The sequence below is a fragment of the Methylobacterium sp. J-078 genome, assembly GCF_022829285.1.
Lineage (GTDB): Bacteria > Pseudomonadota > Alphaproteobacteria > Rhizobiales > Beijerinckiaceae > Methylobacterium.
Window position 1 is genome coordinate 53403 of the sequence record NZ_JAKSYI010000109.1, and the last position, 25751, is coordinate 79153.

Annotated in this window: 31 protein-coding genes and 2 tRNA genes; 17 read left to right on the plus strand and 16 right to left on the minus strand. The window is 70.8% G+C overall.

All coding sequences use genetic code 11. The features are described from left to right. Window positions 1-8 precede the first annotated feature (8 nt). The 5 genes from MKK58_RS17490 to MKK58_RS17510 form a co-directional block, all read right to left on the minus strand. Window positions 9-776 (minus strand): SDR family oxidoreductase, encoded by a 768-nt coding sequence (locus tag MKK58_RS17490; RefSeq protein ID WP_243913328.1) that lies wholly within the window; start codon window positions 774-776, stop codon window positions 9-11. Beyond that, on the minus strand, window positions 773-2056 hold the full coding sequence (locus MKK58_RS17495) for a beta-ketoacyl-ACP synthase (protein WP_243913330.1): 1284 nt from the start codon (window positions 2054-2056) through the stop codon (window positions 773-775). Before MKK58_RS17495 ends, MKK58_RS17490 begins: the two co-directional genes overlap by 4 nt. A 53-nt stretch (window positions 2057-2109) precedes the next feature. Continuing rightward, a complete protein-coding gene (locus MKK58_RS17500; protein WP_243913332.1) occupies window positions 2110-3249 on the minus strand; it encodes a beta-ketoacyl-ACP synthase in 1140 nt (379 codons plus the stop codon). 46 nt (window positions 3250-3295) lie between these two features. After that, the gene (locus tag MKK58_RS17505) at window positions 3296-3766 is read right to left on the minus strand and encodes a 3-hydroxyacyl-ACP dehydratase FabZ family protein (protein WP_243913334.1); all 471 of its coding nucleotides are present in this window, start codon (window positions 3764-3766) and stop codon (window positions 3296-3298) included. A gap of 65 nt (window positions 3767-3831) precedes the next feature. Continuing rightward, window positions 3832-4134: an acyl carrier protein gene (locus tag MKK58_RS17510; protein ID WP_243913336.1), complete on the minus strand. Its 303-nt coding sequence runs from the start codon at window positions 4132-4134 to the stop codon at window positions 3832-3834. Window positions 4135-4431: 297 nt separating this feature from the next. Here MKK58_RS17510 and MKK58_RS17515 point away from each other — a divergent pair, with 297 nt between their 5' ends. Beyond that, on the plus strand, window positions 4432-5592 hold the full coding sequence (locus MKK58_RS17515) for an AI-2E family transporter (RefSeq protein ID WP_243913338.1): 1161 nt from the start codon (window positions 4432-4434) through the stop codon (window positions 5590-5592). A gap of 22 nt (window positions 5593-5614) precedes the next feature. Here the strand turns inward: MKK58_RS17515 and MKK58_RS17520 are convergent, their stop codons facing one another. Next, the gene (locus MKK58_RS17520; RefSeq protein WP_243913340.1) at window positions 5615-5992 is read right to left on the minus strand and encodes a hypothetical protein; all 378 of its coding nucleotides are present in this window, start codon (window positions 5990-5992) and stop codon (window positions 5615-5617) included. 170 nt (window positions 5993-6162) lie between these two features. Further along, window positions 6163-6585, minus strand: coding sequence for a nucleoside-diphosphate kinase (gene ndk / locus MKK58_RS17525; RefSeq protein ID WP_238280611.1), 423 nt, complete (start codon window positions 6583-6585; stop codon window positions 6163-6165). A gap of 222 nt (window positions 6586-6807) precedes the next feature. Between ndk and MKK58_RS17530 the strand changes: the two genes are divergently transcribed. Further along, a complete protein-coding gene (locus MKK58_RS17530; RefSeq protein WP_243913342.1) occupies window positions 6808-7341 on the plus strand; it encodes a DUF2147 domain-containing protein in 534 nt (177 codons plus the stop codon). Between the two features lie 10 nt (window positions 7342-7351). On the opposite strand, the gene MKK58_RS17535 is transcribed toward MKK58_RS17530, so the two are convergent. Continuing rightward, window positions 7352-7987, minus strand: a complete 636-nt coding sequence (locus MKK58_RS17535; RefSeq protein WP_243913343.1) for a glutathione binding-like protein — start codon at window positions 7985-7987, stop codon at window positions 7352-7354. A 220-nt stretch (window positions 7988-8207) separates the two neighbouring features. Here MKK58_RS17535 and MKK58_RS17540 point away from each other — a divergent pair, with 220 nt between their 5' ends. From MKK58_RS17540 to MKK58_RS17560, 5 genes are all read left to right on the plus strand, one after another. Then, window positions 8208-8519 (plus strand): hypothetical protein, encoded by a 312-nt coding sequence (locus MKK58_RS17540; RefSeq protein WP_243913468.1) that lies wholly within the window; start codon window positions 8208-8210, stop codon window positions 8517-8519. A 101-nt stretch (window positions 8520-8620) separates the two neighbouring features. Continuing rightward, window positions 8621-9037: a DUF4345 domain-containing protein gene (locus tag MKK58_RS17545; protein WP_243913344.1), complete on the plus strand. Its 417-nt coding sequence runs from the start codon at window positions 8621-8623 to the stop codon at window positions 9035-9037. Next, window positions 9034-11055 carry an FUSC family protein gene (locus MKK58_RS17550; protein ID WP_409565265.1) on the plus strand — a complete coding sequence of 674 codons (2022 nt, stop codon included), beginning with the start codon at window positions 9034-9036 and terminating at the stop codon, window positions 11053-11055. Before MKK58_RS17545 ends, MKK58_RS17550 begins: the two co-directional genes overlap by 4 nt. After that, a complete protein-coding gene (locus tag MKK58_RS17555) occupies window positions 11055-11249 on the plus strand; it encodes a DUF1656 domain-containing protein (RefSeq protein WP_243913345.1) in 195 nt (64 codons plus the stop codon). The genes MKK58_RS17550 and MKK58_RS17555 overlap by 1 nt, the downstream gene beginning before the upstream one ends. 2 nt (window positions 11250-11251) lie before the next feature. Continuing rightward, the gene (locus tag MKK58_RS17560) at window positions 11252-12298 is read left to right on the plus strand and encodes an efflux RND transporter periplasmic adaptor subunit (protein ID WP_243913346.1); all 1047 of its coding nucleotides are present in this window, start codon (window positions 11252-11254) and stop codon (window positions 12296-12298) included. A 7-nt stretch (window positions 12299-12305) separates the two neighbouring features. Here MKK58_RS17560 and MKK58_RS17565 read toward each other — a convergent pair whose 3' ends face one another. From MKK58_RS17565 to MKK58_RS17585, 5 genes are all read right to left on the minus strand, one after another. Next, window positions 12306-12938 carry a LysE family translocator gene (locus MKK58_RS17565; protein ID WP_243913347.1) on the minus strand — a complete coding sequence of 211 codons (633 nt, stop codon included), beginning with the start codon at window positions 12936-12938 and terminating at the stop codon, window positions 12306-12308. 129 nt (window positions 12939-13067) lie between these two features. Beyond that, window positions 13068-13943, minus strand: coding sequence for an outer membrane protein (locus tag MKK58_RS17570; protein WP_409565267.1), 876 nt, complete (start codon window positions 13941-13943; stop codon window positions 13068-13070). 368 nt (window positions 13944-14311) lie between these two features. After that, window positions 14312-15592 (minus strand): aminopeptidase, encoded by a 1281-nt coding sequence (locus MKK58_RS17575; RefSeq protein WP_243913350.1) that lies wholly within the window; start codon window positions 15590-15592, stop codon window positions 14312-14314. Window positions 15593-15688: 96 nt separating this feature from the next. Beyond that, window positions 15689-15982, minus strand: coding sequence for a DUF2218 domain-containing protein (locus tag MKK58_RS17580; protein WP_243913351.1), 294 nt, complete (start codon window positions 15980-15982; stop codon window positions 15689-15691). A 281-nt stretch (window positions 15983-16263) separates the two neighbouring features. Then, the gene (locus MKK58_RS17585; RefSeq protein ID WP_243913353.1) at window positions 16264-17688 is read right to left on the minus strand and encodes an FAD-binding oxidoreductase; all 1425 of its coding nucleotides are present in this window, start codon (window positions 17686-17688) and stop codon (window positions 16264-16266) included. 145 nt (window positions 17689-17833) lie between these two features. Between MKK58_RS17585 and MKK58_RS17590 the strand changes: the two genes are divergently transcribed. The 5 genes from MKK58_RS17590 to MKK58_RS17610 all read left to right on the plus strand — a co-directional run bounded on the left by MKK58_RS17590 (window position 17834) and on the right by MKK58_RS17610 (window position 20091). Continuing rightward, window positions 17834-18532, plus strand: coding sequence for a fumarylacetoacetate hydrolase family protein (locus MKK58_RS17590; RefSeq protein ID WP_243913355.1), 699 nt, complete (start codon window positions 17834-17836; stop codon window positions 18530-18532). 4 nt (window positions 18533-18536) lie between these two features. Next, window positions 18537-19013: an NUDIX domain-containing protein gene (locus MKK58_RS17595; RefSeq protein WP_243913357.1), complete on the plus strand. Its 477-nt coding sequence runs from the start codon at window positions 18537-18539 to the stop codon at window positions 19011-19013. A gap of 111 nt (window positions 19014-19124) precedes the next feature. Next, window positions 19125-19199: transfer RNA gene (locus MKK58_RS17600), tRNA-Gly, on the plus strand. Window positions 19200-19305: 106 nt separating this feature from the next. Beyond that, window positions 19306-19380: transfer RNA gene (locus tag MKK58_RS17605), tRNA-Gly, on the plus strand. Between the two features lie 492 nt (window positions 19381-19872). Continuing rightward, a complete protein-coding gene (locus tag MKK58_RS17610; RefSeq protein WP_243913359.1) occupies window positions 19873-20091 on the plus strand; it encodes a hypothetical protein in 219 nt (72 codons plus the stop codon). Window positions 20092-20140: 49 nt separating this feature from the next. Here MKK58_RS17610 and MKK58_RS17615 read toward each other — a convergent pair whose 3' ends face one another. The 3 genes from MKK58_RS17615 to MKK58_RS17625 are packed head-to-tail and all read right to left on the minus strand — an operon-like array spanning window position 20141 to window position 21809. Continuing rightward, window positions 20141-20926, minus strand: coding sequence for a hypothetical protein (locus MKK58_RS17615; protein WP_243913361.1), 786 nt, complete (start codon window positions 20924-20926; stop codon window positions 20141-20143). Next, window positions 20923-21354 carry a hypothetical protein gene (locus MKK58_RS17620; RefSeq protein WP_243913363.1) on the minus strand — a complete coding sequence of 144 codons (432 nt, stop codon included), beginning with the start codon at window positions 21352-21354 and terminating at the stop codon, window positions 20923-20925. Before MKK58_RS17620 ends, MKK58_RS17615 begins: the two co-directional genes overlap by 4 nt. Further along, a complete protein-coding gene (locus tag MKK58_RS17625; protein WP_243913365.1) occupies window positions 21351-21809 on the minus strand; it encodes a hypothetical protein in 459 nt (152 codons plus the stop codon). The genes MKK58_RS17620 and MKK58_RS17625 overlap by 4 nt, the downstream gene beginning before the upstream one ends. 183 nt (window positions 21810-21992) lie before the next feature. Between MKK58_RS17625 and MKK58_RS17630 the strand changes: the two genes are divergently transcribed. The 5 genes from MKK58_RS17630 (at window position 21993) to MKK58_RS17650 (ending at window position 25741) form a co-directional block, all read left to right on the plus strand. After that, window positions 21993-22430 (plus strand): hypothetical protein, encoded by a 438-nt coding sequence (locus tag MKK58_RS17630; RefSeq protein WP_243913367.1) that lies wholly within the window; start codon window positions 21993-21995, stop codon window positions 22428-22430. Window positions 22431-22541: 111 nt separating this feature from the next. Continuing rightward, window positions 22542-22841 carry a hypothetical protein gene (locus MKK58_RS17635; protein ID WP_243913369.1) on the plus strand — a complete coding sequence of 100 codons (300 nt, stop codon included), beginning with the start codon at window positions 22542-22544 and terminating at the stop codon, window positions 22839-22841. Between the two features lie 110 nt (window positions 22842-22951). Further along, window positions 22952-23425: a hypothetical protein gene (locus MKK58_RS17640; RefSeq protein ID WP_243913371.1), complete on the plus strand. Its 474-nt coding sequence runs from the start codon at window positions 22952-22954 to the stop codon at window positions 23423-23425. A gap of 71 nt (window positions 23426-23496) precedes the next feature. After that, a complete protein-coding gene (locus tag MKK58_RS17645) occupies window positions 23497-24033 on the plus strand; it encodes a hypothetical protein (RefSeq protein ID WP_243913373.1) in 537 nt (178 codons plus the stop codon). Window positions 24034-24106: 73 nt separating this feature from the next. Next, window positions 24107-25741, plus strand: a complete 1635-nt coding sequence (locus MKK58_RS17650; RefSeq protein WP_243913375.1) for an AAA family ATPase — start codon at window positions 24107-24109, stop codon at window positions 25739-25741. Window positions 25742-25751 lie beyond the last annotated feature (10 nt).

Below are 25751 nucleotides of genomic sequence, written 5' to 3' on the forward strand. Positions count from 1 at the left end.
CTCGGGCCTCAGGAGCGGTGGACGCCCATCATCGCGGTCAGTCCGCCGTCGACGGGCAGGACGGCGCCCGTGATGTAGGCCGCCCCGTCGCCCATCAGGAAGGCGGCGAGCGCGGCGACATCCTCGGGCCTGGCGAAGCGGCCGGCGGGGATCTGGCGCTCCATCGTGGCGCGGTAGGCGGCGTAGGGGGCCATCATGCCGGTGTCGATGAAGCCCGGCGCGATCACGTTCACGGTGACGCCGCGTTTGGCCGACTCCACCGCCAGGGTGCGGCAATAGGCAATGAGGGCGCCCTTGGTGGCGGCATAGGCCGCGTTGCCGGGATTGGCCTGAAGGGCGGCCACCGAGCCGATGGCGACGATGCGCCCCGAACGCGCGCGGATCATGCCCCGGATGAGCGACTTCGCGAGGCGGGTCAGCGACCAGAAGTTCACCTGCATGGCCGCCTCGGCCCGGTCCTGGTCCAGCATCGCCGCGAGCGCGTCGTAGGACTGGCCGGCATTGTGGACGAAGCCGTGGAAGCCCTCGCCGGCCTCGAGCCCCTCGCAGAACGCCTCGACGGCGGCGCGGTCGGCGAGGTCGAGGCGTTCTGCGGCGATCGCGCGGCCGGGATGCGCCGCCGAGAGTTCCGCCACCAGGTCCTCGGCCGCCGCGGCGGAGGAGCGGTAGGTGAAGACGACGTCGTGGCCGGCGGCGGCGAGCGCCCGCACGATCGCCGCGCCGAGGCCGGAGGCGCCCCCGGTGACGAGGACGCGCCCGTCGCGTTCCGCGCTCATGCGGGCTCGTCCGCGAGAACGAGGCAGGTGTTCTGGCCGCCGAAACCGAACGAGTTCGACAGCACCCGTCGCACGGGCACGTCGCGCGCCTGCGCCACGATGTCGAGGGGGATGGCGGGGTCGGGCACCGCGTAGTTGATCGTCGGCGGGATGCGTCCGTGCGCGATGGTGAGGAGCGCGATCACCGCCTCGACCGCACCGGCGGCCGTCAGCGTATGCCCGATCATCGACTTGTTGGACGAGACCGGCAGGGTGCGGATGCGGTCGCCGAACACGGCGGCGCAGCTCATCGCCTCCATCTTGTCGTTCTCCGGCGTCGAGGTGCCGTGGGCGTTCACGGTGTCGATGGCGTCCGGCTCGGTGCCGGCGTCGTCCAGGGCCGCGCGGATCGCCGCGATGCCGGGGGCGCCGTCGGGGCTCGACCGGGTGCGGTGGAAGCCGTCGCCCTTCTCGCCGCAGCCGAGCACGTAGCCGAGGATCTTCGCGCCCCGGGCGCGGGCGGCTTCCGCATCCTCCAGCACGAGGGCGCCCGCGCCCTCGCCCATGACGAAGCCGTCGCGGTTCTTCGAGAACGGCTTCGAGGCGGCCTCCGGCGGGTCGTTCTGGGTGGAGAGGGCCGAGAGCAGCGAGAAGCGGATCAGGGATTCGGGGTTCACCGAGCCGTCGGTGCCGATGCAGAGGGCGGCGGTGACCTCGCCGCGCCGGATCGCCTCGACGCCGAGCTGGATCGCGGTAGCGCCGGACGAGCAGGCGGTGGAGAGGGAGATCGGCGACCCCTTGGTGCCGAACCGGTCGGCGATGTGATCGGCCACCGTGCCGAAGATGAACAGGTCGTGCCAGGGGTCGAAGCGCCGGCTCGCGGCGGCGCGCTGCAGGTCGGTGTAGGTGATCGGGCCGCTCTGGCCGGAAGCCTCCGCCAGGGCCTGGCGCTGCGGCCACTCGATCTCCACCGGGGGCACAGCGATGAACAGAGCGCCGGGGAAGTCGCCGGGACGGCCGATGCCGGACTGCGCGATCGCCTCGTCGGCGGCGGCTTCCGCGAAGCGCTGCGACAGGGCGGGCGCCACGAGGGGGTCGGTGTCGAGGAAATCGACGGTGCCGGCGATGCGGGTGCGCAGGCCCTCCGTGGGGAAGCGCCGGATGGCGTGGATGCCGGAGCGGCCGGCCGTCAGCGCGGCCCAGTTGTCGGTCTGCCCCTGTCCCAGGGAGGTGACGATGCCGAGGCCGGTGACCGCCACCAGCGGCCGGCCCTTCGCGTCGCGGAGAGGTTGGTTCGTCATCGCACCGTCTTACACTCTTTTCTCGGCGACCGGAGCCCGGCCCTCTTCCCGGTTCAAGCCGCCGTCACCCGGATCACGCCTTCGCCGCGGCGATGGCCCACCACCGTCACCGCCACTTCCGCCAGGCCCTTCTCGGCCACGAGGGCCGCCGCCAGGGCGGTCCCGAAGGGCGCCACGGTCTCGAGGGAGTGGCCGGTGAGATCGCCGAGCGCCGTCACGGCCACGCCCGGCGCGAGGCGCGCCAGGGCCGCGGCCTCCTCGGCGGTGACCGGGGCGACACCGGTGGCACCGGCGATCACCGCCTCCGGGGCCTCGACGCCCGCCGCCGCCCAGAGGGCCGCGAGGCTGGCCTCGGTGCTGCCCGGCGCGCGCTTCGTGCGGTCGCTGCCCACCGGGCCGAGGCGGGCGAGCGCCCGCGCGCCGCGTGACGCGGCGTGCTCGGCCGCCTCCAACACCAGGAAGGCGGCGGCGCTGCCGAGGATGAAGCCGGCCTCGTCCTCCGGCATCCGGTCGAAGACCGGGCGGAAATCGCGGGCGCGCAGGTAGCCGCCCATCTCGTGGATCACCATCACGTCGGGCCGCTCGGCACTGTAGGAGCCGCCGACCAGCATGCAGTCGACCTGGCCGGAGGCGATCCGCGCCTGGGCGATGCGCAGGGCGTCGGTGCCGGCGGCCTCCTCGCCCATGAAGGTGCGCGAGGCGCCCGTGACCCCGTGAACGATGCCGATATTCCCGGCGAGCAGGTTCGAGAGCTGGGCCAGGAACAGGGTCGGGCGCAGGTCGTTCTGCAGGTGCTCGTTGAGGTAGGCGCCGGGATCCTCCGCCGTGCGCAGGCCCGTGAGGATCGCGCCGTCCACCGCCGTGTCGCGCTCGCCGCCGCCGGCAGAGACCACGAGGTGCATGCGGCTCTTCAGGTCGGCATCGCCCTTCACGCCAGCGGAGTCGAGGGCGAGGCCGGCGGCGTAGACGCCGAGGCGCTGCCAGGGCTCCATCTGGCGCTGGTCGGACTTCTTCGGGATCTGCCCGTCGAGGGCGATCGGCGCGACCGGGTGCACCGTGTAGGGCGCGAAGGTCTCGGTGTCGGTGCGCGCAGGCGCGCCCGCGCCGAGGGCCGTGAGATGCGCGGCGATGCCCTCGCCCGCGCAGGAGACGAGGCCGATGCCCGTGACGACGACGTCCCGCGAAATGCTCATCTCGGCCCGCTGCTTAATGTCGAAGACTCATGTTAATTTGGAAGGCTCATGCGGGCTCGCCCGCGAGGTCGAACAGCCCGATCCGGCGGGCCCGCTCGCGCATCGGCGCGTCGAGGCCAGCCGGGAACGGCATGGTGCGGAAGCGCAGCTCGGCATCGGCCAACGGCTTGCCGTCGTGGCGGATCGCAGCCTTGGTCACGGCGTAGCCCGAGCCGTCATGCTCCAGGCTCGCCTCGATCCGCAGCTCGGCGCCGGGGCCGACGAAGGACCGGAATCGCGCCTTGTCGACGCCCATGAGGAACGGCATCTGCCGAAAGCCCAGATGGGCGAGCACGAGGTAGCCCGAGGCCTGCGCCATGGTCTCGGTGAGCAGCACGCCCGGTACCAGCGGGTGATCGGGGAAGTGCCCCTCGAAGACCGGGCTTTCCATCGGCACGCGGGCCAGGGCCTCGATCCGGCCGGCCTCCCGGTCGAACCGGGTCACGGCGTCGATCATCTCGAAATATTCGAGGCGCATGGCGTCCTAAGGTCCCGTACGGGCGGGTTTCGCGAAGCGGCCGCGCCGGCTCGCGGCGGTTCGGCTCAAGCCTTGGCGGCTTTCTCGGCCACCAGGGCGTCGATGCGGGCGCAGAGGTTCTTCAGAACGAAGTACTCCTCGGCCGGCACCTTGCCCTCGTTGACCTCCTGGGTCCAACGCTCGAGGGGGAGCTTGATGCCGAAGGCCTTGTCCACCGCGAAGGCGATGTCGAGGAAGGCGAGCGAATCGATCCCGAGATCGTCGATGGCGTGGCTCTCGGGCGTGATCGTGTCGCGCGGGATGTCGGCGGTGTCACTGATGATGTCCGCGACGCGGTCGAAGGTTGCGGTGTGAGTCTGGTCGGACATGCGTTCTCGCCGTGTGACTGGGTATCCCACCGGATTCGGCCCGTGCCGATCGGGGGCCGGAGCGATCCGGCGCATGGTGCCCGGTGCCCCCGGTCGCGCAGCATGCCCCTTCGGCCGGCGTTTCCGCCGCCCTGGACAGTGAAGGCGGTCCCTTACACGAGGGGGGTAGGAGGGGCAACCGTGGCCATCACGGCGTCGCGATCCGGTCGGCGCCTCCATACCGATCCCGCGGGGATGGACTAGATGCATCGGCAGGACGTGCCGCCGCGGCCGGTCCGCACGAGGTCGAGCAAGACGATGGCACACCCTCCCTCCGTGACGCCGACCGGAGCGCCGCCCACCGGCCCGCGCCGGGCTCCCGAGCTTCCATCGCATGCGGGCGCCCGGCCGCTGTCGGGCCCGGCGCAGAGCCTGGCCCGCCTCGCCCTGGTCCTCGCGCTGGCGGGCCTCGGGATCTGGGTGCTGCACCACTTCATCCCGGCGCTCGTCTGGGCAGTGATCCTGGCGATCGCCCTCGGGCCCCTCTACGCCCGTGCCGAGCGGCGCTGGCCGCCGGGCCGGCACAACATCCTGCTGCCGCTCCTGTTCACCGCAGCGGTGGCCCTGGTGTTCCTGATTCCCCTGGTGGTGCTGGGGGTGCAGGCGGCGCGCGAGGCCCACGACGTGGTCGCCTGGGCGCGCTCCTTCGAGAAGTCCGGCATCCCGGTCCCGGACTTCCTCGGCCACCTGCCCTTCGGCGCGGCGCAGGCGCAGGGCTGGTGGGCGGAGAACCTGAGCCACCCCGCCGCCGGCTCGGAACTCCTGCACCGCTTCGACAATTCCTCGGTGATCGGGGTGACCCGCAGCCTCGGGGCGCAGATCGTCCGGCGCGTCGTCCTGTTCGGCTTCACCCTGGTGGCGCTGTTCTTCCTGTTCCGCGACGGCCGGGAGGTCGCCGCGCAGGTGCTCGCCGCCAGCGCGAAGCTGTTCGGCCCACGCGGCGAGCGGGTGGCGCGGCAGATGGTGGCCTCGGTCCACGGCACCGTGGACGGCCTCGTCCTGGTCGGCCTCGGCGAGGGCGTACTCCTGGGCATCGTCTACTATTTCGCCGGAGTGCCGCACCCGGTGCTGCTCGGGGCGCTGACGGCGGTGGCGGCGATGATCCCGTTCGGGGCGCCCCTGGTCTTCGGCATCGCGGCCGCGATCCTGCTCGCGAACGGCGCGGTGGTGCCGGCGGTGGTCGTAGTGGTGGCGGGCTTCGTCGTCACGTTCGTGGCGGACCACTTCGTGCGCCCGGCGCTGATCGGCGGCACGACCCGCCTGCCGTTCCTCTGGGTGCTGCTCGGCATCCTCGGCGGCGTCGAGACCTTCGGCCTCCTCGGCCTGTTCCTCGGCCCGGCCGTGATGGCCGCGCTGATCCTGCTCTGGCGGGACTTCACGCAGGGAGACGCCGGGCCCGCCGAGGCACCCCGGGCCTGAGCCCGGGGCGCCCGGAGCGTCCTTACGCCGGGCGCGGCAGCTGGCAGCTGTCGAGGGCCGAGAGCGCCTTGGCGCGGGCCGAGTCGTTGAAGTAGCCGGTGCTGCGGTAGGCATCGAGCTCGCCCCGGTCGAGGCTCGCGAGCGTCCGGTTCGCGTAGCAGCCGCAGGGGCGGGCCAGCGAGACCTCGGAGACGTTCTGCAGGCGGGCCTGGGTGACGGTGCAGGCGTGGCGCACGCGACCCGTGAGGTTGCCGGTGGAGGCCGTCTTCAGCGCCGGGTCGGGGGTGTAGCCTTCGAGGGACGCGGTCGGGCCGGACTTGTTGGCGTTGCAGGCGGCGACGAGCGAGAGCAGGCCGGCGGCGAGCAGAAGCCGGCCGGTGCGCGGAGCGATGAGGCGCATGGAATGTCGGGTCCGTGAAAGCGATTCGGGAACGAACCGGTTTCACGCCCGCGACTCCGCCGCGCAAGGGCGCCGGAGCCACACCGGGACGGCAAACGCCGAAGCTTGGCTGAAGCTCCGGCGCGTCGCAATCGATGGCCTAGCCGACGGATTTCCGCGGCCGGCAGACGTCAGCCGGCGATGTCGGAATCCTTGAAGAACTGGGCGATCTCGGCCTTGGCGTTCTCCAGGCTGTCGGAGCCGTGGACGGTGTTCTCGCCGACCGACTCGGAGAAGGTCTTGCGGATGGTGCCCTCGTCGGCGTTGGCCGGGTTGGTGGCGCCCATCACTTCGCGGTACTTGGCCACGGCGTTCTCGCCCTCGAGCACCTGCACGACGACGGGGCCGGAGGTCATGAACTCCACGAGCTCGCCGAAGAACGGGCGCTCCTTGTGGATCTCGTAGAACTTTTCCGCCTGCTCGCGGCTCATCTGGATGCGGCGCTGGCCGACGATGCGCAGGCCCGCCTTCTCGATCACGGCGTTGACCGCTCCGGTCAGGTTCCGCTTCGTCGCGTCGGGCTTGAGAATGGAGAAGGTGCGCTCGGTGGCCATGGTCCGTCCGGTTGTGATCGCTCAGCCGAAAATGGCTTCGGCGCCGGGCTTATAGCGGGCGGACTCCCCACCCTCAACCCGAGGCGCGATCGCGGGGGATTGTGGACGATTTCCCGTGATCATGGCTTTGGCGCAACACCGCCGGAAATTCGCCTGAATGCGGGCCCTTCCTGAGGCCAAGACGACGGACCCCGATTTCACCGCCCCACAGGAGACCCGGACATGCGCGTCGCACTTTCCGCCGCCCTCATCCTCGCCGGCCTGATTCCCGCCACCGCCGCGCCGGCCCAGGACCCCACGGGCACCTGGCTCACCGGGGACGGACGCGCCAAGGTGCGCATCGACCGCTGCGGCCCGGGTGCCGCCAACATCTGCGGCAAGGTGGTCTGGGCCAAGACCGCGACCAACGAGGACGGCACCCCGCGCACGGACATCAAGAACCCCGATCCGAAGAAGCGCAGCCGCCCCGTCCTCGGTCTCACGCTCCTCGACAACCTGAAGCCCGAGGAGACGAAGTTCTCCGGCGAGATCTACAACGCCGACGAGGGCAAGATGTACCAGGTCAGCCTGGAGCGCGAGAGCAGCTCGGAACTGTCGGTCTCGGGCTGCCTGCTCAAGGTTCTGTGCGGCTCGCAGACCTGGACCCGGGTGCCGGACGTGAACCAGCAGGCCGCCGCGCAGCCGGAGCCGGCCCTCAAGCCCGCGCCGAAGGCCGCGAAAGCCGCCCCCGCGAAGGCCGCCGCGCCGGCCGAGTGAGGCCGGTCGCTCAGACCGCCGCGAAGCCGCGCTGCACGGCCGGGCGCGCCATGACGCGCTCGAGCCAGGCCCGTACGTTGGGCACGCTGGCGAGCGGAATGTTCTGCTTCTCGTGGTACTTGGCCCAGGGCAGGATGGCGATGTCGGCGATGGAGAAATCGCCCGCCACGTAGTCCCGGTCGGCCAGCCGCCGGTCGAGGACGCCGTAGAGGCGCTGGGCTTCCGCCGTGAAGCGCTCGATGGCGTAGGGGATCTTCTCCTGCGCGTAGATCCGGAAATGGTGCGCCTGGCCGAGCATCGGCCCGAAGCCCGCCACCTGCCAGAACAGCCACTCGTCCACCGCGACCCGGGCGCGCTCGTCGGCCGGGTAGAGGCAGCCGGTCTTGCGGCCGAGATATTGCAGGATCGCGCCCGATTCGAACACCGTGATCGGTTCGCCGCCCGGTCCGTCCGGGTCGACGATGGCGGGGATCTTGTTGTTGGGCGAGATCGTCAGGAAGTCCGGCGCCATCTGGTCGCCCCGGCCGATGTTCACCGGCACCACCCGGTAGGGCAGGCCGCACTCCTCCAGCATGATCGGGATCTTCCAGCCGTTCGGCGTGCTCCAGGTGTGCACGTCGATGGGTTTTCCCGGCGCGTGTGCCATGCGGTTCTAATCCAGCCCAGAAGAAGCTCGTCCCGAGCCCCGGATCAATCCGGAACGCGAGCCGATGGTTGCAGAGGCCGTGCCAGCGACGCGGACAGTGGACACGCGCCGAGGTGCGGGTGATTGGCGCTTGCCAGGATTGGCGCTTGCCCTCGCCTAGGGTTGTGGTGTGATGCAGCCGGAGCGCCCGCCGGTGGCGCTCAGGATCTCGGGGGTCGTCATGCTGTCGTTCCGTTCGCACCGTCGCGTCGCGTTTGTCCAGGCTGCGTTCTTCGCGGCCTTCGCGCTCCTGGCAAGCCCCCTGGCCGGGTCCCTCGTCGCGGGTAGTGCGCTGGCGCAAGGCGCGGCCGCCCCCAAGGAGGCCAAGGAGGCCAAGGAGCCGAGCGTGGGGCAGAGCGCGGCGCGCGAGCGCCAGAAGAAGTGCGGGGCGGAGTGGCGCGCCCTCTCGGTCTCCGACAAGGCGGCGCAGGGACCGAAATGGCCCCAGTATTACAGCAAGTGCGTGAAGCGCCTGAAGCAGATCAAGGCCTGAGCGCGGGAACCGGACTGCACGCTTTGCGGCGCGCCGAAGGAACGTAAGCCTGGCCGCACCGGTTGCCGATCCGGTCAGGTGCAACGCGGGTGGATGCGACGATGCGGGAACGGCAGGCGCTGCAGCGCGTGGTGGCGGTGGCGGCCCTCGTTCCGGTGCTGTCGGGCCTCTACGGGGTCCTGTTCGGCCTGAACGGCATCGGCCGCAGCGGTCTGGTGGACATCTCGGCCGACAGCCATTTCCGCTACCTGTCCGGCCTGCATCTCGGCATCGGCATCCTGTTCTGGACCTGCGTGCCCGGGATCGAGGCGAAGACCACGCTGTTCCGCCTCCTCACCCTGGTGGTGGCGCTCGGCGGGCTCGCGCGCCTGCTCGGGCTGGCCCTGACCGGATTGCCCTCCCTTGTGATGATGGGGGCGCTCGCCGTCGAACTCGGGGTGACGCCGCTGCTCTGCCTGTGGCAGGCGCGGGTGGCGGCCCGGAGCACCGAGACCGCCGGGCCGGAGGACACCGTGTGAGCGCGGCCACGCCGGGTCAGACCCGAACGGGCTTCACCGACCGGGCCCTGGCCCTGGCCGAGCGCGTGGTGCCCAAGCCCGCCGCCTGGGCCTTCGCGTTCCGGATCTGGCTCGCCATGATCCTGGCGCTCTACGCGGCGTTCTGGCTGCAGCTGTCGAGCGCGTCCTCGGCCGCCGTCTGCGTGGCGATCCTGGCCCAGCCCACCCGGGGACAGGCCCTCTCGAAAGCGCTCTACCGCTTCCTCGGCACGCTGGTGGGTGCCGTCGTGGCCATCGTCCTGATGGCGCTGTTCGCGCAGGATCGGGTGCTGCTCCTGGTCTCCTTCGCCACTTGGCTGGGCCTGTGCGTCTTCACCGCCCACTTCCTGCAGGACAGCCGGGCCTACGGCGCCATGCTGTCCGGCTACACCGTGGCGATCATCGCCATCGCGCACATCGACACGCCGCAGAGCACCTTCGACGCCGCCGTCGACCGGGTCGCGGCGATCACCCTCGGCATCGTGGCGATCACCCTCATCAACGACGCCCTCGGCACGCCGAGCATCTGGCGCAACGTGCGCGACACCCTCGCGGGCGCCATCGCCGAGACGCGGGCCTTCGCCCGCGAAACCCTGGAGCGGGGCGATCCCGGCACCCTGCGGACCGCCGCCCTGATCCAGCGGATCGCGGCGATGCGGGGCGATGCCGGCGCCATCGCGGGCGAACTCGACGATGGGCCGGACCGGGCCGCCGGCGCCCGCAGCGCCATCGCGGCGCTCTACGTGATGGCGGCGGCCGCCCGCCACCTGCGCATGGCCCTCGCGCGCCTGCCCGAGGCGTCGGCGGGCGTCGGCGAGGCGCGCCGCCTATGCCTCGGACTCACCGAGCCGGAGGCCGATCCCGGGGCCGCCGTCGCGCGCCTGTCCGACCTGGTGGCGCAGGCCCTGTCCGAGGGCGATACGCCCCTCGACGAGATCCTCGCCCTGCAACGCGCCCTCGATTTCGCCCGCGCGGCCGCGTTCGCGCAGGACGGCCACCGGGTGCTGGCGCAGGGCGGCCGGCCCTTGCGCGACGTGCCCCTGCCCACCCACCGCGACGTTCCGGAGGCCCTGCGGGGGGCGCTGCGCGTGGCGATCGCCTTCGCCCTGAGCGCGCTTTTCCTCATCGCCGCCGGCTGGCCGGCGACCTCCTTCGCCCTGGTGCAGGTTGCGGCCACCTGCGCCCTGTCCTCGATCAACCCCGATCCCCGGGCCTTCGCCAAGGGCGTGCTCATCGGGATGCCGCTGGCGGCCCTATGCGCGGGCATCGTGCTGTTCGGGGCGCTGGCGGGGGTTCAGGGCTTTCCGCTCCTGGCCATCGCCATGGCGCCGGTGGTGTTCGTGGCCTGCTTCCTCAGCCTCAACCCGCCGACCTTCGGCATCGGCTTCATCCTGCTGGTGTTCTTCCCCGTCCTGCTCTCGCCCGCCAACCCGCAGAGCTACGACCCGCAGGGTTTCCTCACCAACGCCCTGCTGGTGATGGTGTCGGCGCTGATCCTGTTCTTCACCGTGCGGCTGGTGCTGCCGGTCTCGAAGGCGCGACACCGGGCCTTCGCCCTCGATTCGGCGCGGCGCGCCTTGGCCGAAGCCCTGGCCGGGCGGGGCGGGGACGCCACCACCCGCACCAGCCTCAACAGCGACCGCCTGCTGCAATTCGCCCGCTGGAGCTCGGGCAGCGCCGCCGTGCGGGGGGCGAGCCTCGGGCGGGCCTTCGAGCTCGCGCGCCTCGAATCGGCCGCCGCCCGCGCGCACGCGCAGCTGCGGGGCCTCGCGCGGGATGCGGCCCTCGCGCCCGCCGCCGAGGAGGCCGGAGCGGCGATCCGCGCGGTCGATGCCGGCCGGATGCTGGACTCCGCTCGCGCCCTGCGGGCGGCGGCTCCTCACGCCGCGCAGGAGACGCGCCTGCACCTCGCCCGCGCGATCAGCGACCTCGCCACCGCCGCGCACGTGATCGGGGCCCAAGGGCGTTTCCTGCGCCGCCTCGGCGTGAGGGCCGCCTGATGCGCAGCGACCTCGACCTCGGCGGTATCCTCGTATCGCCGTTCGTCGCCTACGCCGCCGGCGCGCTGGCGATCCTGATCGTCCTGCGGCTGACCTTCGCCCGGCTTCGCATCGCCCGCTACGTCGCCAACCCGCCCCTGGCGGAGGCCGGCCTCTACGTCTGCATCCTTGCCCTCCTGATCGTGTTCTTCTGACGATGGCCGACGACACCACCGACACGTCCGCGCGCCCACCCGCCACGGGCAAGGAGGAGACCAAGGGGGCGGGCAAGGGAGAAGGCGGATCGCCCGACACCCGCCCGCGCCGCTCCGGCCAGGGCCGCCGGCTCCTGCGGCTGCTGGTCACCGGGTTCATCCTGGTCTGCGCGCTGATCGCGGCGGCCCTGGTCTGGCAGTTCTACGTCACCGCGCCCTGGACCCGGGACGGGCGGGTGCGCGTGCAGGTGGCGGCCGTCGCCCCCCAGGTCTCGGGCCAGATCACGGAGTTGCGCGTCACCGACAACCAGACGGTGAAGAAGGGCGACGTGCTCTACGTGATCGATCCGTTCGACTTCGAGGTGGCGGTGGCCTCGGCCCAGGCCGAGATCGAGAACCGGGAGGCGGACCTCCAGGTCAAGCGGACCCAGGCCGCGCGGCGCGAGGCGCTCACCACCCTCTCCACCTCTGTGGAGGAGAAGCAGCAATATGCCGGCACCGCCAAGATCGCGGAGGCGGCCCTCGCCTCGGCCAAGGCGCAGCTGTCGCAGGCCAAGGTCAACCTGCAGCGCACTCAGGTGCGCGCGCCGGTGAACGGCCGGGTGACCAACCTGCTCCTGCGGACGGGCGATTACGCCAGCACGGGCACGGTCAACGTCGCGATCATCGACACAGACTCGTTCTGGATCGACGGCTATTTCGAGGAGACCAAGATGGCCCATATCCACGTGGGCGATCGGGTCACGGCCGAACTCCTCGGCTACGATCCGCTCCTGAGCGGCACCGTGGAGAGCATCACGCTGGGCATCAGCACCGCCAACGCGACGGCGAGCACGCAGGGGCTGCCCAACGTCGACCCGGTCTACACCTGGGTGCGGCTGGCCCAGCGCGTGCCCGTGCGCATCCGGATCGACCGCGTGCCGGAGGGCGTCACCCTGGTGGCCGGCATGACCGCCACCGTCTCGGTGGGCGAGCCCGGCCGGCATCGCACCGACTGGCTCGCCCGCCTGCGCGCGCGCTTCGGCGGCGCGATGGCGCCCACGCCGTAGGGCGCGTTCAGCGCCGCGCCTCGGTGGCCATCCGGATGGCGAGGCCCGCCAGCACGGTTCCCATGATCCAGCGCTGGACCACCGCGAAGGTCGGCCGGCGCACGAGGAACGCCGCGATGGAGGCCGCCGAGAGGGCGACGAGGGCGTTCACCGCGACGCTGACGACGATCTGCACCGATCCCAGCACGAGGGCCTGGGCCAGCACGCTCCCGTTCGCTGGGCCGATGAACTGGGGCAGCAGCGACAGGTACACCACCGCGATCTTCGGGTTCAGCAGGTTGGTCAGGAGGCCCATGAGGAAGAGGCGGCGCGGGCTGTCCGGGGGCAGCATCCGAACCTCGAAGGGCGAGCGGCCGCCCGGCCGTAGGGCCTGCCAGGCCAGCCAGAGGAGGTAGAGCGCCCCCGCGAAGCGGATCGCGTCGTAGGCGTAGGGCACCGCCAGCACCAGGGCGGTGAGGCCGAAGGCGGCGCACAGCATGTAGACGACGAAGCCGAGGGCCACGCCGCCGAGGGAGATCAGGCCGGCCCGGTGTCCCTGCGAGAGCGAGCGCGAGATCAGGTAGACCATGTTGGGGCCCGGCGTCAGGGCCATGCCGAGGGCGACCAGCGCGAAGGCGAGGAGATTGCTGGGGTCGGGCATGGGGTTTTCTGACCGTGTCGAGAGGGCGGCAACGCCCCGGGATCACTCCCGGGGCGCCATTTGACCGGGCGGCCAGTCTGATCGGGCTGGGGAACGCGACGGTCAAATCGAGGATCGGCCCTCTGGGTCTCAGTAGGTGCCGAACTTGTAGTTCAGGCCGGCGCGCACCACGGCGAACTCGTCGGAGCGGCGGCTGGTATAGCCGGTGGTGGAGGCATAATCGGTGCCGGAGACGTTGTAGACCGTGCCGGTGCTGTTCGAATAGGCGAACGCGCCGTTGGTGCCGTTCCGGTCGAGGCTGACATAGAGACCCTCCACCTTCACCGTGACGGCGGAGGACTTGAAGAAGTTCAGGAAGGAATCGGCCGGCAGGGCGTACTCGATGCCGCCGCCGGCAGCCCAGCCCGTGCGGAAGCTGTCGCTGGTGCTGTTGGGCAGGCCGAAGCTGGTGCCGCCTCCGCCGCCATAGGCGAAACCGCCGGTGCCGTAGACGAGGGTCCGGTCGAAGGCGTAGCCGAGGCGGCCGCGCACGGTGCCGAAATAGTCGAGGTTCGACAGGCCGTTCGGGTTCACGAAGGTGATGTCGGCGTTCGGCGTGCCCGTGAAGGTGGCGGTGTTCCGCCCGTTCCCGAACCCGAGATACTGGGCATCGGCCTCGATACCGATCACGAAACCGGAGCCCGGCGTGAACTGATAGTTGTAGCCGATCTGGCCGCCGCCCGTGAAACCCTCGTTGTTGCGCCGGTTGCTGAAGGTCGCGATGCCGGGCGCGCCGCCATTGTCGATGAGACCCGAGGCGGCGCTGGTGGTGATCGCGGTGGAGCCGCTGCTGCCGCTGCCCGCATCGAAGCCGTAGCCCGCGTTGAAGCCCGCATAGAAGCCGGTCCAGGTGAAGACCGGCACGGCGGTGAAGACCGGCGGCGCCGCTCGGCGCGGCAGATCGGCGGCCACGGCCGCCCCGGTGATGAGGAGGGCCAAGGGCCCGGCGTGAAGGACTTGCTTGATCATGGAAGCCTCGTTGTCTTCGGGCGCGTGATCCGCGCCGCATCGCCGGCGCGGGGCATCGCTCCGCGCATGGGCATCCGGCGGACCGGACCGCCCGTCCCGGTGCGGGTCTGTGGCCTCGGCGGCCACGCGATCTCAGTGCGTGGGAATTTTACCCACGTCAACGGAATGCGGGTCATGTGTGTGCGCCCGCGCACGGGGCGCGGGCGAGCCGGATCGCCGGGATGGAGCGGTACGGACCTGGCCGATCCGGCCGGGGCCGCGCCGCGATCAGTGATCGCGCGGGGCGGCCCTCACCGGCACGGTGCCTGCAACGGGGAGAGGTCGATGCCTATGCTGTATCGGCGATCCGGGTTTGGACCGCCGCGCTAGTCGATCCACTCGCCGGCGCGCATCACCGGGACGGCGCGCCCCTCCGCGGAGAGGCCGTCGACGTCGATCCGGTCCGAGCCGATCATCCAGTCGATGTGGATCAGGCTGCGGTTGGCGCCGCGCGCGGCGAGGTCGTCCTCGCTGAAATCCGCGCCGCCATTGCGGAAACACTTGCTGTAGGCTTGGCCCAAAGCGATGTGGCTCGCAGCATTCTCGTCGTAGAGGGTGTTGTAGAACAGCAGCCCCGAGGCGGAGATCGCCGAGGAGGCCGGCACCAGGGCGACCTCGCCGAGGCGGCGGGCGCCCTCGTCCGTCTCCAGCACCTTGGCGAGCACGTCGCCGCCGGTGCGGGCGCTGGCCTCGACGATGCGGCCGCCCTCGAAGCGCACGCTGATGCCGTCGATCAGGGTGCCCTGGTAGGAGAGGGGCTTGGTGCTGGTGACGGTGCCGTCCACCCGGTCCTTGTGGGGCGTGGTGAACACCTCCTCGGTGGGGATGTTGGCGTTGCAGACGATGCCGCTGCGGGAGGCCGAGGCGCCGCCGCACCATTCGTGGTCGTCGGCCAGACCCACCGTGAGGTCGGTGCCGGGGCCGAAGAACCGCAGGGCCGCGAAGCGATGGGCGTTGAGGGCATTCATGCGCGCGTGCAGGGCCGCGTTGTGCGCCTCCCAGGCCGCCACCGGGTCGGGCCCGTCCACCCGCGAGGCCGCGAAGATCGCGTCCCACAGGCGGGCGATCGCCTCGTCCTCGGGCAGGTTCGGGAACACCGTGCGGGCCCACGGTGCGGTCGCGGCGGAGACGATGGTCCAGTTGGTGGAGAAGTTGGCGATGAGTTCGAGGGCCGGCACGTAGGCCTTCGAACGGGCGCGGTTCGCGCGCGCGACCTTGGCGGCGTCCTGGCCGGCCAGCAGGGCGGGGTCGTCGCCCGCGATGGCGAGGCGCGCCGCGCCGTTCCGGTAGGCCTCGGCCATGCCGGCGTAGAGCCATCCGGCGGCGGTGTCGAAGGCCGCCTCGGGGGCGTGGGCGAAGCGGGCCAGGGTGGCGGCGTCGTCCGAGTAGAAGGTGGTTACCAGGGAGGCGCCGGCTTTGTACGCCTGCTCCGTGATGGCCCGGGCGAGCGCCACCGTCTCGAGGGGCGCGGTGATGACCAGTTCCTGCCCCGGCCGGAGACCGAGGCCGACTTTCACGGCGACCTCCGCGAGGCGCTGCAGCCGCTCGGCGTGCGGCGCTGCGCCCGACGGCGCGGCCCCGTGGGTTGTCTGCGCGATCCCGTCCATGCCGTCTCTCCCGGTGCTGCCTCGAGCGTTCGTGCTCAAGATCGGAACTCGGGACGACAGGTCAAGCCTCGCGGTACGGCCGGGCCCGACCGACGCTCAGGCGGCGCGCGACCAGGTGATCTCGCCGAGGTTCTCGCGGAAGGCGAAGCGCAGGAGATGGTCGGAAACGACGTTCTCCAGGCGGGTGAGGGCGGCCGGGTCGGGGGTGGCGACCCGCATCAGCAGGGCGTCGGGGCCGGCCTCGAAGGTGCAGACCCGATCCTCGCCGAACGGCACGCGCCCGGAATCCTCGGTGGCTTCCACCTGGAACTTGTGGCTCCAGTGGCGGCAGAGCTGCTTGAGGTAGCGGCTGGCCTCGGCGGTGGGAACGCGCGCCTGGGAAATCGGCATCGAACGGGTCTCCTGCTCGGTCTTCGCTCGCGGCCCGCCGGACGGACCGCCTCGTCGCGTCGGCGGGGTTGTTCCCGCCATCAAAGGCCGGAAGGGTTAAGGCCGGGCTAATCCGCCGCAGCGCACCCAACCTGCCGCCCTTTCGGTTCAGCCTCTTCCGCCAGCAGCAGAGCCAATTTATGGCGCGCTGCGGTCAACAATCTGGCCGCCCTTTGTGCGTCGCACAACACCAATCTACCGGGGCAGGGTCCGGTTCCGGCAAAATTCTTTTCGCACGCGCCTCAAGCCCCAGGCGGATCCGGCAGAATCTTGCCGGGATTGAGGATGTTCCCGGGGTCGAGGGCCGCCTTGAGGCTGCGCATCAGGTCGAGGGCGACAGGGTCGGCGGTGCGGCCGAGCTCGGCTCGCTTCAGGAGACCGACCCCGTGCTCGGCGGCGATGGACCCGCCGAGGGCCAACACGATGTCGTGCACGATGCGGTTGAAGCGGTCCCACAGGGCGAGGAAGGCGGCGCGGTCCATGCCGACCGGCTGGCTCAGGTTGAAGTGGATGTTGCCGTCCCCGAAATGCCCGAAGGCGCAGACGCGCAGACCCGGCAGCTCCGCCTCGCAGGCCCGGGTCGCCCGCGCGAGGAATTCGGGCAGGCGGGAGAGCGGCACCGAGACGTCGTGCTTGATCGAGGCGCCCTCGGCCTTCTGGACCTCAGACAGGCTCTCGCGCAGGTCCCAGAAGGCCAGGGCCTGCGCCTCGCTCGCCGCGAGCACGGCGTCCTCCACGAGCCCGCGGGCCTGCGCCCGCGCCAGCATGGCCTCCAGCACCGCGCCGGCATCCTCGCCGGGGCGGGTGGTGGAGACCTCGACCAGGGCGTAGGCCGCGTGCCGTCCCGTCAGGGGGCGCCGCGCCCCGGCCCGGTGGCGCAGGACGATCTCCAGGCCGAAGGGCGCGACGTATTCGAAGGCTGTGAGCCCCGCGCCGGCCTCGGCCCGGAGCGCCACGAACAGCGCCAGGGCGGCCTCGACGGAGGCGAGGCCGAGGAAGGCCACCGACCGCGACAGGGGCAGGGGATGGAGCTTCAGCACCGCCGCCGTGACGAGGCCGAGGGTCCCCTCGGACCCGAGGAAGAGCTGCTTCAGGTCGTAGCCCGCATTGTCCTTGCGCAGGCCCTTGAGCCCGTTCCAGACCCGGCCGTCGGCCAGCACCACCTCGAGCCCGAGGACGAGGTCGCGGGCATTGCCGTAGGCCAGCACCGCCGTGCCGCCCGCGTTGGTGGAGAGATTTCCGCCGATGCGGCAGGAGCCCTCGGAGGCCAGCGAGAGAGGAAACAGCATCCCGGCGTCGCGCGCCGCCGCCTGGACGTCGGCCAGAACCATCCCGGCCTCCACCGTGATGCTGGCATTGACGGGGTCGAGGGCGCGCAGTCGGTTCAGCCGCGCCAGGGAGAGGACGATGCCGCCCTGGGGCAGGCCGCCGCCGACATGGCCGGTATTGCCCCCTTGCGCCACCACCGGCACCCCCACCTCGGCGCAGGCCCGCACCACGCCCGCCACCTCTGCGGTGTTGGCGGGCCGTACCACCGCCAGGGCATGGCCCCGGCGCAGGCCGCGCGTCTCGGCGAGATGGGGCGCGACGTCGGTGGGGTCCGTGAGCACATGGGCGGCGCCGAGTCGGTCGGCGAGATGCGCCAGCAGGCGGGAAGGGTCGGTCACCAGGGGCCTCGCAGCGGCGGGCGTCGGAGCGCGGCGGGATGGCGCGGCCGGGCCCGCCCCCTATGATAGGGATGGCGCGGGGCCCTGTGCAGGGCGAGCGACCGGGCGCCGCGCCGCATCGGCCAAGAGAAGAGGTTGGAAACCCATGCTGTCCGTGATTCCGAACCCGCCCCGCATCGCCCTGCCGATCGTCGGCAGCGAAGACCTGTTCCCGGTCCGGCGGGTCTACTGCGTCGGCCGCAACTACGCGGCGCATGCCCGCGAGATGGGCAAGGACCCCGACCGCGAGCCGCCGTTCTTCTTCATGAAACCCGCCGACACCCTGCAGATCGTGACCGGCGACGCGGCCGTGGATCATCCCTATCCGCCGCGCACCGAGAACTACCATTTCGAGGTCGAGATGGTGGCGGCCCTCTCGGTCGGCGGCCGCGACATCCCGGAGGCCGATGCCCTCCACCACGTCTACGGCTACGCGGTGGGCCTCGACATGACCCGGCGCGACGTCCAGGACGAGGCCAAGCGCCTGGCGCGGCCCTGGGACCTCGCCAAGTCCGCCGACGCCTCGGCGCCGATCGGGCCGCTGCACCCGGCCGACCGGATCGGCCATCCCGTCCGGGGCGCCATCACCCTGGCGGTGGACGCCACCGAGCGCCAGCGCGGCGACCTCTCCGAGATGATCTGGTCGATCCCCGAGCAGGTCGCGCTGCTGTCCACCTATTTCGAGCTGCATCCGGGCGATCTCATCTTCACCGGCACCCCCTCGGGCGTCGGCGCGGTCGGACGCGGGGAGACCATGACGGCCGCCATCGAGGGCCTGGGCGCCATCCGCCTCCACGTGGTCTGAGGGCATGCTCCTCGATTCACCCTGGATGCTGCGCCTGTTCCATCTTGGGGCGCTCGTCACGCGCGGCATGACGCTGGGCGTGCGCGGCGCGGCCATCGATCCGGAGGGGCGGGTCTGCCTCGTGCGCCACACCTACGTGGCGGGCTGGCACCTTCCGGGTGGGGGCATCGAGGCGGGGGAGAACGCCGCGGAGGCGATGATCCGCGAGTTCCGGGAGGAGGCCGAGATCGTCGTCGATCCCGCGCAACCCTTGCGGCTGCACGGGTTCTACCACAACCGGGCGGCGTCTGGACGCGACCACGTCGCGCTCTACGTCGCGCCGGCATTCACGGTGCGCGCCCCCAAGGCACCGGACCGGGAAATCGCGGCCTGCGGGTTCTTCCCCCTCTCCGAACTCCCGGCGGACACCACCGCGGCGACCCGCGCGCGCCTGCGCGAGATCGCCGAGGGCCTGCCCCCGGCCGCGCATTGGCAGCCCTGACGCCGGCAAACGGTCCCGGCGATTCAGCGCTTGCAACACCCGGCGGAATGGTGTTTAGAGACGCCGTCCGGGGCCGCCGGCGGGTCATTTCCTCCAGCGGCGCGGTTGTGAGCGGGTGTAGCTCAGGGGTAGAGCACAACCTTGCCAAGGTTGGGGTCGAGGGTTCGAATCCCTTCGCCCGCTCCAATTCGAAACCGGGACGACCGAAGCGCACGACGCGACCGCGTGGTGCTGTGCTTCGTTGAGACGACGAGCCGTGGGGTGGGGGTCTTCCTCCACGAGGCGGCTGTGAGCGGGTGTAGCTCAGGGGTAGAGCACAACCTTGCCAAGGTTGGGGTCGAGGGTTCGAATCCCTTCGCCCGCTCCAATTTCACGGACGAATTTTGACGCGTTTTCAGCGCGTTAGCGGAGGCCGCCTTCGGGCGGCCTTTTGCTTTTCCAGGCTCTGGGTTGGAAACTGGGTTGGAAACGTGCGGAAACCCCGCTCGGGAGGCTCCCGGCAGGGGGGTCGGCGCCGGGCGGGTCGGAAATCAATCCAACCCGAAATTCGGCGCGGATCGAAGGTGCCACCGGCTCCGTGTCCCGTTCCAGGTCACGCCCTTGCCGATCCGGCCGCCGGACGGCTGTGGTCGGATGACGCAGGCTTGGCCGTGGGGTGATCCATTCAGTTGATGGCGTCCGGCGCCTCGTCGTGCCTTCGCGGTCCGAGTCCCGTTCCAGGCCACGTGGGAGTCGACGGCCTTAACCGGGCGGCAAGGCGGTTCGTAGCAAACCTGCGGTCAGGCGGACTTGCCCATACCCAGACCGATGCTTGGCACCGATTGCCCGGCGGCGGTCGCCGGGATGGAGGAACCCAAGTATGCCTGTCAAGTCGAGCCTTCCCGTGAAGGTTAGGAAGGCGTTCGTGACTTTCCGAGATGACATCCGCAACATCGCTGAGATGGAGCGGGGCAACTTCGAGGAGATGTCCGAGCGCTGGCACGAAGGCGACCGCTCTGCGGAAGTCAGCGACTGGCTGGACGCACTCGACGAATTGGTGAGTGATCTCGACGACATCACTCTCCCCGACGACGTGTAGTGTCCCAGAGGGCCCCGGCATCGCTGCCGGGGCCCTTTTGATTCCGGGGTCAGCCCAGCGTTGCCAGGTAGCCGCGGGAACCCGGAGCATCTCCGTCGAAGGTGACCCGCCCCCTGAGCTCGACCGCCTCGACGTCGTCGAAGAGGCGTGTGCGATAGTAGCCATCGGGATCTCCGAGGGCCCTCGCGTACACCGGCCCGCCGAAGCGATGCCTCTTCGAGGTCGTCAGCGTCAGTGCGTGCATCCCGCCTTCGATGGTCTCCTCTCGCCTTTCGAGTCGGACCCCGGGGAACACCCGTTCGACGCCGGGCCCCGTCTGCCTGAAATCGAAGGTGCCATCGTCGTTCCGGGTTAGCACCTGCTCCAGCCTTGGCGGCTCGACGGCGGCCCGCAGCGCCTGGGGAGCCTTGTCCGGTCGCCAGGTCAGCCCATCCTCGTCGGTCAAGGCGATGGACTTCGGCACGCGCAGGGTCGCCCCGGCAGCGCGGAAGGCCGCCACGAGGTGGCGTAGCTGTCTGACCGACCAGCCGGAGGGCTGGCTGTTCTTGGGGCCGAGGGCGCCGTCGATGGTGGCCCTGGTCTCGCTCCAGGTGTCGATCTCGACCAACAGGTAGCTCAGGCCGTCCGCCTTTCGGAGCGACCAGAACCCGTCCGAGACCATGTCCTCGTTGCCGACCAGGTGCTCGCCGTAGCCCTGGCTATCGAGGCAGTTGCCCATGACGACGCCTTCGCGCTTCAGGGCCTGCTTGGTGACGAGCCGAACCCAGTAGGCCCTGTCGTCGGCCTCGATCCTGTCGGCGGTGCCCTTCTCGCCGGCGGGCGTACGTTCGCTCATGCGAGGCTCCCAACCGCCGGCAAGTCGGCGTCACGGCCGGGCGCCGGACACTCCACCGGCTCGACCCACTCGTACCGCCGGCAGACGTTGAACTCCTCCTCGCCGACCTCGGTCCAGCCACTCGCCGGGGCCTTCACGCACACGACGGTCATCCCATCCGGCGCGTGCCCGTCGGAGCCGTTGTGGCTGACCACGCGGTGGACGTCGGTGCCGTCACGGGTCACCAGGTCGCCGACGGCGAAGAAGCGGTTGCCGTAGGCGTCGGTGAGCCGGCCGGACGCAGCCTCGGCGGAAGGCTTCGATAAGCCCTCCTCGAATTGCCGGCTCGATGGCTCGTCGAGATCGAAGGACAGTGTCCACGTCCCCTTGGCCTGGTCGAGTTCAAACGCGGTGACCTTGCCCTGCCAGGGCAGCATCGGGTCGCTCATGAACCCCTCCTCGACCTGGCGGCGGGCTGGCGCCGGCGCGCCCGTGGCTCCTCCGGCTCCAGGTTGCTCGTCATCGCGGCCGCCGGATTCGCGAACCGCGCGGCGAACTCCGCCGGCGACAGGTCGCTCGTCATGGCGCGGCGGGCGGCCTTGGGCATGCCGAAGCTCCGCACAGGCGGCGGGTCCCATGCCCGGGGCTGGCAAAACTCCAACAGGAAGCGCTCGGCTCGGGCGCGGACGTCCTTCCAGTCCGGAGCGGGCTGCGTGGCGCCGGTCCCCGCCGGCATCGCCCGCAGGATCGCGGCCTGCGCCGGCGTCGCGATCCACACCTGAAGCCCGTGCAGCATGGGCGAAGGCGCCCCCGCCGGTACCCTGGCGGTCTCGTATGCCGGGTCCGCCAGCAGCAGGGCGTAGGTCGCCTCGTCCTCGCAGTAGAGGCCCGGCGGGAGCGACACCACGCCCTCCGGTACGTGCCAACATTCACCCACGACAGGCCCCCCGAATCCACCGAGGGAGAGTCTACTGACCGGCCAGGACGAGGACGAAATGGGGCTTGCGTTAACCACAATGTCGGTTTAGAACTGCCATTATCGGTGATGGAATTTCCGCGCCGACGACACATAGAGATCGAGAGCCCCATGACCGACAAGCTTATCAAATCGCTGTCCAAGATCGTCATCTGCGACGAGAACCGCGACGCGCTCAACGAGGCGCTCAAAGCCCTGAAGGGGCCCAGCAAGAAGCCCTTCCCGGACGCGGGTGACGTGGCCTACTGGATCGGCCATCAGGACCCCAAGCTGGCCGATGCCGGCGTCGCTCCGACAAACCGGATCGGCTGCACATACGAGTACCGCGCCCCCGGGCCGTCGGCGGCCTCTTACAAGTACAGGAAGGCGGTCATCGCATTTGAGGCGAAGCGGACCTCAAAGGGCTGGGTCGTCACGTCCGCCAGCACCGCGCACGTCCATCCGCAGCAGCCCATGATCAGCCGTATCTCGCTGACCCCCAAGGCCAAGCAAGCCGTCGTCCGGGCCGCGCTCGAACCCTTCGGCACGCTTCAGTCCAAGGCCGCCTGACGCGGCGGTCCCTTCTCCCCCGGGCGGGCCTGCCCACCGGGGGAGCGGGAAGCGCCGAGCGGCGATTCCTCCGGCGCTGGGCCTTCCGCGCCGAGATACGGAGACTACCCCATGCCCCCTCCTCACATCCGACGCATCGAAGCGGCCGCTGACGCCGCCCGGGCAGCCCGTTCCCTCCTCCGCCTGTGGGACGCCGTCGAGGTCTACACTGAGATCTGCAAGGCCGAGGGCGTCTGCCCCGACGAGAACTTGGACATGAGCGCTCTGCCCCGCTTCGGGGGCAACTCGCCGGGTTGGGTCACGGACCGCGGCGTCGATGCGATACTCTCCTGGGACCGGACACACGTCCTCTGCTCCATGGAGGATGGCCTGCCCCACCGCCTCATCGCCCGGGCCGCCCAGGCCGCCTGAGCGGCTCTCCCTTCTCCCCCGGGCGGCATCGTCCACCGGGGGATCGGGGAGCGCCGACAGAGCGACTCTCCGGCGACGGATCGCCCGCGCCGAGATACGGAGACCACATCATGAACACGCGACTCGACACCGCCCTGATGACTGTGTTGCAGGCTAGAGAAAAATGGTGCCCCGAGGCCCGGAGCACGTCTGCTGAATACCCGGGTGACGTGCCCCCCCCGACCGTAAATCGTCAGGCGTTGGGAGCTGCAGATAACGGTTCCCTCTGCCTTGGTGACCGCTGCATGTTCTGGCGCTGGCACGACCGGGGCGAGCGTCATCAGTCGCCTATCGCTCGGTCGAGGGCGCACGTCGTCCCCAGCTATGGCCTGATCTCCGGCAGCGTCACCCCTCACTGGGAAGGCAAGCCGGACGACGGCCGGGACTGGCTTCTCGATGAAGAAGAGGGCGAGTGGTACATCCCGTCGCCTCCGCTTCCTCCCCGGGGCTACTGCGGGAAGGCGGGCCATCCGCACGCGGCGGCCCTGGTCGATGCGCAGTTGGAGCTCGCCCACTACCAGCTACACGAGCACCGCCGCGCCTGAGGCTCGCCTCGAATCGTCGATTTCCTGGGCGGTCCTGCGGGGCCGCCCTTCGCCATGTGAGGATCCTCAGAATGAAGATCGTTCTCTGTCCAATGGACCAACCCTCTGACGGCGAGGGCTTCTGCATCGGTACGCTCGACGGGCACCCGCTCATCGTCCACGACCGCAAGCTCTACGCCAGCGGCCGCGAGTACGAGCACGGCGCCGTCGCGAACGCGTACGTCGAGGCGGTCGACCGCGCGGCGTCGGAGGTGTTCGGATCGGACTGGGTCACGCCCCTCGCGAGGCTCATGCAGATCAACAAGCGCTCTACTGCGAAGGACAGAATAGCGAAGTTCGGATTGCCGAACTACGTCCTTCAGTTCTTGGCCAAAGCCTCGACATACCCGGTACCGAGGGCGCTCGGATATGCCCTGTTGTGCGTGGAAGAGGCACAGGAGACGATGTCGGTGACGCATCGGGCCCCGACGGGTCGCCCCCTGGAGGTCGATGTCCAGGTGCGCAGCCAGGTCGTGCGGAGTGTCGTCCTTCAGGCCACAGATCTTGTGGACAACATCCTGTCGGAGCGTGCGGCGTTCCGAATGCAGAAGCCGTTAACCGCCGAGTAATCGGCGTGCTCTAGAACGGACGCCAGACGACCGCCCACGGTACATCCGGGGCGCCGGCCGATGGAGACCGACAATGACCAACGACCGTACTCGGGCGGCTGCGTCCGCCGTGGATCTCGACGCCTGCCTGAGCGGGCTCTGTCCACCCCCCTCCCGCCACGACTCGCCGTTCCGCTTATTGGAACTCGTCGTCGCCGCCCGCTGCCCGAGGGACCAGCCGCGGCGCCGCGACGTCACCCGATTCGGTGACGACGACCGCGCCCTGGCGCTTTGGCAGAGCGCCTACGCCACGGTCGAAGGCGTCCGTGACGGGGGCTGGCAGGACCCGCGCCGCGCCCATACGGCATACGTTCAATCGCTCTGCCTGCTGGAGACGACCGAGCGATTGCTCGAAGAGCTCGACGAGCTCCTCAACCTCGATCCGGACGATGTCCAGGATGCCGTCGCCTACCGCGTCGAGCTCGATCAGCTCGCCGGCGCGGCCGCGGGCAGCCTCGCGGATTGCGGCGACCGCTGCGGCTGGGACTTCTGCCGGGAGCGTGCCGCCTGGTGTGTCGAGCACGGCCAGGACGGCTACCGGTACGCGGCCGCCCTGCTCGGCCTGTCAGGGGATGTGCGGTGGACTTGGAGGCCGGGGCAACCGGGGTTGGGCGCCTTGGCGGCCGCGCTGCAGAGCGGCGACGACACGCTGCACGGGGCCGTCCGGGTGGCCACGCCCGAGGCTGACGAGCCGGAGCCGTTGTGGGCCGCCGAGGTCAAGGCGGCGGCCGCCCATAGGAAGGCGGAGCGGGACCGGCTCCTGTCCGAACCGTCCCTGCTTGTCCTGGCGAGCGTCGAACATCTTCCGGGATCGGCGCGGGACGGCGAGGGCAAGGCCGGCAAGACGACCGCGCACAACGCCCGGGCCGAGTGGGGGCCGTTCGCCGGCAAGCGGTGGCAGCTCGTGCGGGTGCCGGACCTCGCCCAGGCGCGGGCCGAGCTCGTCGCCGAGTTCCCCTACGCCGCGGACGTCGTCGACGCGGTCCTGCGCGACCTCGTCGGGCGTCCCCACGTCGTCGTCCGGCCGCTTCTCCTCGTAGGCAGTCCGGGCAGCGGCAAGACGCGGTTCGCACGCCGGCTGGCCGAGGTCCTCGGCCTGGGGTGGCAAGTCCACGCGTGTGGCGGGGCGTCGGACGCGACGATCCTTTCGACTTCGCGCCAGTGGAGTACCGGCCGCGCCTCGACGCCCCTTCAGCTTCTGAAGAGGCTCGGGACAGCATCCGCGCTCCTGGTCTTAGACGAGCTCGATAAGACCGGAACCGGGACTCAGAACGGGTCGCTGTTGGACGGGATTTTGCCCCTCCTGACGGACGACGCGGCGAGGTTTCACGACACGTACCTGGAGTGCGCCACAGACCTCAGCGGCCTGAGCTACGTCGCTACGGTGAACGGCGTCGAGGGCCTCCGTCGGAGCCACCCCGCGCTCGTCGACCGATTCCGTGTCCACGTCCTGCCGGCACCGCGGCGCGAGGATTTGCCGGTGGTGTGCCGCACGATCCTGGCGGACCTCCGGGCCGAGCGCGGCCAGGACGAGACGTGGTGTCCCGATCTCGACGGCGAGGAGCTCGCCCTGGTCGAGCAGCACTACCGCGGCGGCAGCCTGCGTCTCGTCCGCCGCCTCTGCGAGACCCTCGTCGCCGGCCGCGACGCCCTGGCCACCCGGAACTGAGGGAGGACGC

Bases quoted from the DNA above. Each gene is read 5' to 3' on its own strand.
- MKK58_RS17590 (WP_243913355.1), top strand. From the start codon at position 17,834: ATGCTGTCCGTGATTCCGAACCCGCCCCGCATCGCCCTGCCGATCGTC.
- ndk (WP_238280611.1), bottom strand. From the start codon at position 6,585: ATGGCCACCGAGCGCACCTTCTCCATTCTCAAGCCCGACGCGACGAAG.
- MKK58_RS17640 (WP_243913371.1), top strand. From the start codon at position 22,952: ATGAACACGCGACTCGACACCGCCCTGATGACTGTGTTGCAGGCTAGA.
- MKK58_RS17610 (WP_243913359.1), top strand. From the start codon at position 19,873: ATGCCTGTCAAGTCGAGCCTTCCCGTGAAGGTTAGGAAGGCGTTCGTG.
- MKK58_RS17520 (WP_243913340.1), bottom strand. From the start codon at position 5,992: ATGCGCCTCATCGCTCCGCGCACCGGCCGGCTTCTGCTCGCCGCCGGC.
- MKK58_RS17515 (WP_243913338.1), top strand. From the start codon at position 4,432: ATGGCACACCCTCCCTCCGTGACGCCGACCGGAGCGCCGCCCACCGGC.
- MKK58_RS17560 (WP_243913346.1), top strand. From the start codon at position 11,252: ATGGCCGACGACACCACCGACACGTCCGCGCGCCCACCCGCCACGGGC.
- MKK58_RS17530 (WP_243913342.1), top strand. From the start codon at position 6,808: ATGCGCGTCGCACTTTCCGCCGCCCTCATCCTCGCCGGCCTGATTCCC.
- MKK58_RS17580 (WP_243913351.1), bottom strand. From the start codon at position 15,982: ATGCCGATTTCCCAGGCGCGCGTTCCCACCGCCGAGGCCAGCCGCTAC.
- MKK58_RS17645 (WP_243913373.1), top strand. From the start codon at position 23,497: ATGAAGATCGTTCTCTGTCCAATGGACCAACCCTCTGACGGCGAGGGC.
- MKK58_RS17535 (WP_243913343.1), bottom strand. From the start codon at position 7,987: ATGGCACACGCGCCGGGAAAACCCATCGACGTGCACACCTGGAGCACG.
- MKK58_RS17540 (WP_243913468.1), top strand. From the start codon at position 8,208: ATGCTGTCGTTCCGTTCGCACCGTCGCGTCGCGTTTGTCCAGGCTGCG.
- MKK58_RS17490 (WP_243913328.1), bottom strand. From the start codon at position 776: ATGAGCGCGGAACGCGACGGGCGCGTCCTCGTCACCGGGGGCGCCTCC.
- MKK58_RS17495 (WP_243913330.1), bottom strand. From the start codon at position 2,056: ATGACGAACCAACCTCTCCGCGACGCGAAGGGCCGGCCGCTGGTGGCG.
- MKK58_RS17565 (WP_243913347.1), bottom strand. From the start codon at position 12,938: ATGCCCGACCCCAGCAATCTCCTCGCCTTCGCGCTGGTCGCCCTCGGC.
- MKK58_RS17575 (WP_243913350.1), bottom strand. From the start codon at position 15,592: ATGGACGGGATCGCGCAGACAACCCACGGGGCCGCGCCGTCGGGCGCA.
- MKK58_RS17650 (WP_243913375.1), top strand. From the start codon at position 24,107: ATGACCAACGACCGTACTCGGGCGGCTGCGTCCGCCGTGGATCTCGAC.
- MKK58_RS17555 (WP_243913345.1), top strand. From the start codon at position 11,055: ATGCGCAGCGACCTCGACCTCGGCGGTATCCTCGTATCGCCGTTCGTC.
- MKK58_RS17500 (WP_243913332.1), bottom strand. From the start codon at position 3,249: ATGAGCATTTCGCGGGACGTCGTCGTCACGGGCATCGGCCTCGTCTCC.
- MKK58_RS17510 (WP_243913336.1), bottom strand. From the start codon at position 4,134: ATGTCCGACCAGACTCACACCGCAACCTTCGACCGCGTCGCGGACATC.
- MKK58_RS17620 (WP_243913363.1), bottom strand. From the start codon at position 21,354: ATGAGCGACCCGATGCTGCCCTGGCAGGGCAAGGTCACCGCGTTTGAA.
- MKK58_RS17545 (WP_243913344.1), top strand. From the start codon at position 8,621: ATGCGGGAACGGCAGGCGCTGCAGCGCGTGGTGGCGGTGGCGGCCCTC.
- MKK58_RS17505 (WP_243913334.1), bottom strand. From the start codon at position 3,766: ATGCGCCTCGAATATTTCGAGATGATCGACGCCGTGACCCGGTTCGAC.
- MKK58_RS17615 (WP_243913361.1), bottom strand. From the start codon at position 20,926: ATGAGCGAACGTACGCCCGCCGGCGAGAAGGGCACCGCCGACAGGATC.
- MKK58_RS17595 (WP_243913357.1), top strand. From the start codon at position 18,537: ATGCTCCTCGATTCACCCTGGATGCTGCGCCTGTTCCATCTTGGGGCG.
- MKK58_RS17635 (WP_243913369.1), top strand. From the start codon at position 22,542: ATGCCCCCTCCTCACATCCGACGCATCGAAGCGGCCGCTGACGCCGCC.
- MKK58_RS17630 (WP_243913367.1), top strand. From the start codon at position 21,993: ATGACCGACAAGCTTATCAAATCGCTGTCCAAGATCGTCATCTGCGAC.